Here is a 4,347-nt window from a genome sequence, read left to right on the forward strand (position 1 = left end):
GTCCTCGCCATCCGCCGTGCCGCGCTTCTCATCCGCCATCTTTGAAGGGGCAGCTGCCGGAGTTGGCCTGGCTCTAGGGATCGGAGGCCGCTCCGGAACGGCGACAGGCGCTTCCGTGCTCTCAGGCTGAACGGTCAGCTGCGCCGGCGTTTCGGTCTTGGGAGCCACGCTCTGGCCATCGGGGCGTGGGACACCGGCCACCAATATGTCTGGGGCAACCGTCTGCTGTTTGACAGGTTCCGGCTTGGTCGTTGCCGCTTCCTTGGCTGGCCGAGAAGGCTCCGTTGGCGGCGACGGCTTGGGCGGCGTTGCCGGCTGTGGTTTGGCCGGTTGCGGGCTGGGCACCAGTGCAACGTTTATTGCCGCCGGGTCCTTGTCCAGCGCGCTGCCGGCCACGTTGCTGCCCGACTGTTCACTACCTTCCGGCTGCTCGGCGTCCTGGAAACTGGAAATCCCCGTAGGGGAGATCAGAAAGGCCGCCGCCACCGCGACATGGAGCAGGCAGGAGACGACGATCGCCGCCGTCCATTTGCGGCTCCAGGCCGATGGCCGCGGCAGCGCGAGCGGCTCGGTTGGCTCTATGGTCAGCTCGGCGCCGGCCTCGGGGAGGGGATTGATGTCCTGCATGTCTCGCCGCGAGACCTGCAGCGACAAGAGTAGAGTTGTCAAATCAAGATCGTTCGCCGGCAGTCTGCTATCGCCGGCCAGAGGCTGCACTACGGTGTTTCGCGGGAATGCATGATGCAGCCCCACCTCAGACTCCGAAAGCGATCCCGGTCTTGGTGTCCGTCTTCAGCTTTCGCATGCAGGCGTTCGGTTCGACGCCGGTACCGGTGCATTCGGTCGCGCTGTTGATCAGCACGCGGCTGACTTTCGAGCACTCGGTGCCGGCCAGATCGAAACGCGTCACCTTGGTCTTGCCTGCCGGCAATTCCTTGAAGTCGAGCACGGTCAGCCGGTCGACGACGCCGGCCTCGTTGAACAGGGCGATCTCGAACGCCGCCTTGGACAGGTCGGCGCCGAGATTGTTGTTGACCACGAACGTCAGGCGGCAACCCTTGTCGGAAGGTTGCGCACCGTTGAGTTCAAGGGTCAGCGCAGGGACCGGCGCGGACTCTTGTGCCCATGCCGGAACCATCGCAAGCGACATCGCCAGCATCGAGGTCAGCAGACGAAGGGATGTCATCAAGCTCGTCATGGTCATCAGCCTCCAAATCGCATCGTCGCCGCCAGCTTCAGGGTGACGCCGGGCTCGTAAGCCGCGAAAACCGGCTGCGGCGGCTGGCCGGCCGTGGTCAGGTTGAGCGGGTTGGCGTATTTTACATCGAACAGATTGTCGGCGCGGAAATCAATCTTCAAATTGTCCGTCGCCTGGTAGCTGGCAAAAGCATTGACCAGCGTGTAGTCCTCGGCGATCGGATTGCCCTTGGGCTTGCCATTGTATTGCACTTCGCCGCCCACGGTCAGCTTGTCCTCGAGGAAGCGCAAGCCGAGCTGCGCGGTGACCTGGGATGAGGGGATGGTCAGCAGGTCGGCCCGAACGTCCTTGTAGGAAATGGTATGACCATTGGTGATTGAGGCCGAGAGCCCGGCATAGCCCCATCCGGCATCATAGACGCCCTCAAGTTCGAAGCCGTCGATCTTGGCCTTGGCAAAATTCTGGTACTGGAAGCATATCGGGATACCGGGTCCGCTCGGGCAGCCGGCTGTCGGGTCAAACCGCGACAGGGTAACGCCATCGATGTAGTCTTCGACATCGTTGTTGAAATAGGCTGCCTTGATGCGCAGCGCATCGCCGGCTTCGAGGATGTCATCCTGCTTGTAGTTGACGCCGAATTCGACGGTCTTTCCGGTTTCCGGCCGCAGATTGGGATTGGGCAGGAACGGGAAGGTGACACCTGCCGGATGGCGACCGCTGATCAGTGTTTCCGACAGGGAGGGTGACCGGTATCCTTCCGCATAGGTGCCGTAGAATTGCAGGCCGGCAAGGCTGGCGCTGTCGAAAGGCGAGACGCCGACGGTGATGCGCGGCGACAACCGGTCCCCCGACGTTTCGTGGGTGTCATCCTTGAGGCTGTAATTGTCGTAACGCAGCCCGGCGATGACTTCGAGCCACTCCCAGGTGAGCTTGTCCTGGACATAGGCGCCGGAGACGTTCCGCTTGCCGGAAGGCGTATAGAAGCTGTCGCCACCGGCCGTGCCGCCGGTCTCGACTTTATCGCCGGCCCAGTCGCCGCCATAGGTCAGTTCGTGCGCGATTCCCGCAGTCTCGAATCTGGACGTGTTCCAAATGTCGATGCTGGTCGTGCCGATGTCGAATCTCGATGTCGAGCCAGCCGGCAAAACAACTGGAAGGCCGGTGCTCGGGTCAAACCGGTTGAGAGGCACGAGGCTGGTCAGATCGAGATTGGTCTTGTTGTAGGAGGTGTTGATATGGAGATCGAGCCAGCTCTTGTCCTCATCCGTAATGTTGTAGCGGGCGGTGAAGGTGTTCGACTTCAGGTCGACGTCATTGACCGGCACGCCGCCGCTGATCTCGTTCCAGCCGTCGCTTGAGCCGACCCAGCCGAGCTTCAGCTCACTGTTGTCGGTCGGCCGGATGGTGGTCTTGAGCAGGCCGCTAAGCACATCGAAGCCGGTGCCCTTGACGGTGTCGCCACCGCCATCCTTGTAGTCGTCATAGTTGCGGTAGACGATGTTGCCGAGCACGTCCCAGTTCTCGTTGAGGCGGTAGGCACCGGATGCGCTTGTTGTCCAGCCTTTGCCGTTGCTCTCATAGCGTCCCGTGACGGAGCCGGCCCATGTTTCTTCCGGCTTAAGGAAATCCCCGGCGTCCTTGGTGTCGAAGAAGACGACGCCGCCGATGGCGCCTGAGCCATAGGTGTTGGCGACAGGACCACGGATAACATCCACGGATTTAACGAGTTCGGGGTCGATGTAGAAGGTCGACTGCGTGCCGTGGTCGGAACGCTGGAAGTTCTGACGGGCGCCGTCGACGATGACCGCGACGCGACCAAAATCCTGCAAGCCTCGGATGTTGATACTGGTGCTGACGCGTCTGGCGTCGGCCTGCGCCGCGACACCGGGCACGCCAAGCAGCATCTCATTCGGCGTCGTCGCCATGCGGCGGTCGAGCTGTTCCTGGCCGACATGGCTGGTCGATGCCAGCGATTCGATCGCCGTCTCGCCGGTGCGGCTGATGACGAGGATCTTGTCGAGCAGCGTTGCTCCCGCTGGTGCGGCGTTTTCTTCTTCAGCCTTCTTCGTTTGCTCTGTCGGCTGCGCCGCTTGCTGTGCGTTAGCCAATTGCGCCGACAAGGCGATAGCCGCCACGCTTGCCAACAATGCCGCCGCGCCGTTCGCCGCCGACCGGCCACGCCATTCCCAAGTCACCAACCCCATGCCCCAACTCCAAAGTCCAGGTTTCATGCTGGCTGGCCCGGGGCTGGCTGGCATTTTTGATCGTCTCCGGCGTCTTAAATGTTGACTCATTTAATCCGGTATTGCACTGACTAGTAAACATGATTATTCAAGTCAAGAAATGAATCGGATTACGCAACGCCTAGCCAGACGCCCGGCACAGGAAAGGGATCGACAGAGATGAACACCCACAATCCCAACGATTTTCGCTATCGCGTCCGCCGTTCCGACGATGCCTCGGCCCCCACCCGTTTCGACCGGGTTCCGCTGGCGGTGCGAACCCTGTCCAGCAACACTCTGTTCCAGGGCGAGCACGAGATCGGCATCGAGCATCACGGTGCGCTCTACCGGCTGAAGATCACCCGTCAGGGCAAGCTCATTCTCAACAAGTAAGGCTAGAGCGGTTCACCGTTTCTCGGAAACGCCGAACCGCTCTAGCTCTTTGTTTTAACGCAATTCCGGACGGAAAACCGTTTCACACTTTTCCCGGAATTGCTCTAGGCAGCAGGGACGAAACATGGATCAGCGCGTAAAACCCGCCCCGCATGAAATCCGGCGGGCACGGACAGACAATCCGAAGACGCGCGAGCGTGATCTGGCTGCCCAGCTCGGCATTTCGGAAGCCGAACTGGTCGCCGCGCATTGCGGCGACGGCGTCGTGCGCATCGAGCCGCGCGTCAACGATCTTCTGACCGGCCTCGAGGCCGTCGGCGAGGTCATGGCGCTGACCCGCAATGAGAGCGCGGTGCACGAAAAGATCGGCGTCTATGACAAGGTCGTCACCGGCAACCACAATGCCATGGTGCTTGGCGAAAACATCGACCTGCGCATCTTCCCGAAGGTCTGGGCACACGGCTTTGCCGTCGAGAAGCGAGACGGCGACGAAATCCGCCGCAGCCTGCAGTTTTTCGATGCGGCGGGCGAGGC

General features: G+C 61.4%; 4 protein-coding genes and 1 pseudogene. 2 read left to right on the forward strand and 3 right to left on the reverse strand.

Annotated elements, in window-relative coordinates:
* The 3 genes and pseudogenes from EN984_RS24260 to EN984_RS24270 all read right to left on the reverse strand — a co-directional run.
* Window positions 1–669, reverse strand: a pseudogene (locus EN984_RS24260) (energy transducer TonB); the annotation flags it as partial.
* Between the two features lie 85 nt (window positions 670–754).
* Window positions 755–1,198 carry a hypothetical protein gene (locus tag EN984_RS24265; RefSeq protein WP_023812248.1) on the reverse strand — a complete coding sequence of 148 codons (444 nt, stop codon included), beginning with the start codon at window positions 1,196–1,198 and terminating at the stop codon, window positions 755–757.
* A gap of 5 nt (window positions 1,199–1,203) precedes the next feature.
* A complete protein-coding gene (locus EN984_RS24270; protein WP_127272242.1) occupies window positions 1,204–3,402 on the reverse strand; it encodes a TonB-dependent hemoglobin/transferrin/lactoferrin family receptor in 2,199 nt (732 codons plus the stop codon).
* Between the two features lie 198 nt (window positions 3,403–3,600).
* Between EN984_RS24270 and hemP the strand changes: the two genes are divergently transcribed.
* Together hemP and EN984_RS24280 are read left to right on the forward strand one after the other, a co-directional pair.
* A complete protein-coding gene (hemP, locus tag EN984_RS24275) occupies window positions 3,601–3,813 on the forward strand; it encodes a hemin uptake protein HemP (RefSeq protein WP_127271521.1) in 213 nt (70 codons plus the stop codon).
* Between the two features lie 124 nt (window positions 3,814–3,937).
* Window positions 3,938–4,347 (forward strand): ChuX/HutX family heme-like substrate-binding protein (locus EN984_RS24280; RefSeq protein WP_281057323.1); only part of this gene is annotated, 410 nt, incomplete at its 3' end.

Origin of the sequence: Mesorhizobium sp. M7A.F.Ca.CA.004.12.1.1, assembly GCF_003997835.1 — a bacterium.
GTDB lineage: Bacteria > Pseudomonadota > Alphaproteobacteria > Rhizobiales > Rhizobiaceae > Mesorhizobium.

Coding starts and splice junctions, on each gene's coding strand:
- EN984_RS24265 (WP_023812248.1), bottom strand. CDS start 1,198: ATGACGAGCTTGATGACATCCCTTCGTCTGCTGACCTCGATGCTGGCG.
- hemP (WP_127271521.1), top strand. CDS start 3,601: ATGAACACCCACAATCCCAACGATTTTCGCTATCGCGTCCGCCGTTCC.
- EN984_RS24270 (WP_127272242.1), bottom strand. CDS start 3,402: ATGGGGTTGGTGACTTGGGAATGGCGTGGCCGGTCGGCGGCGAACGGC.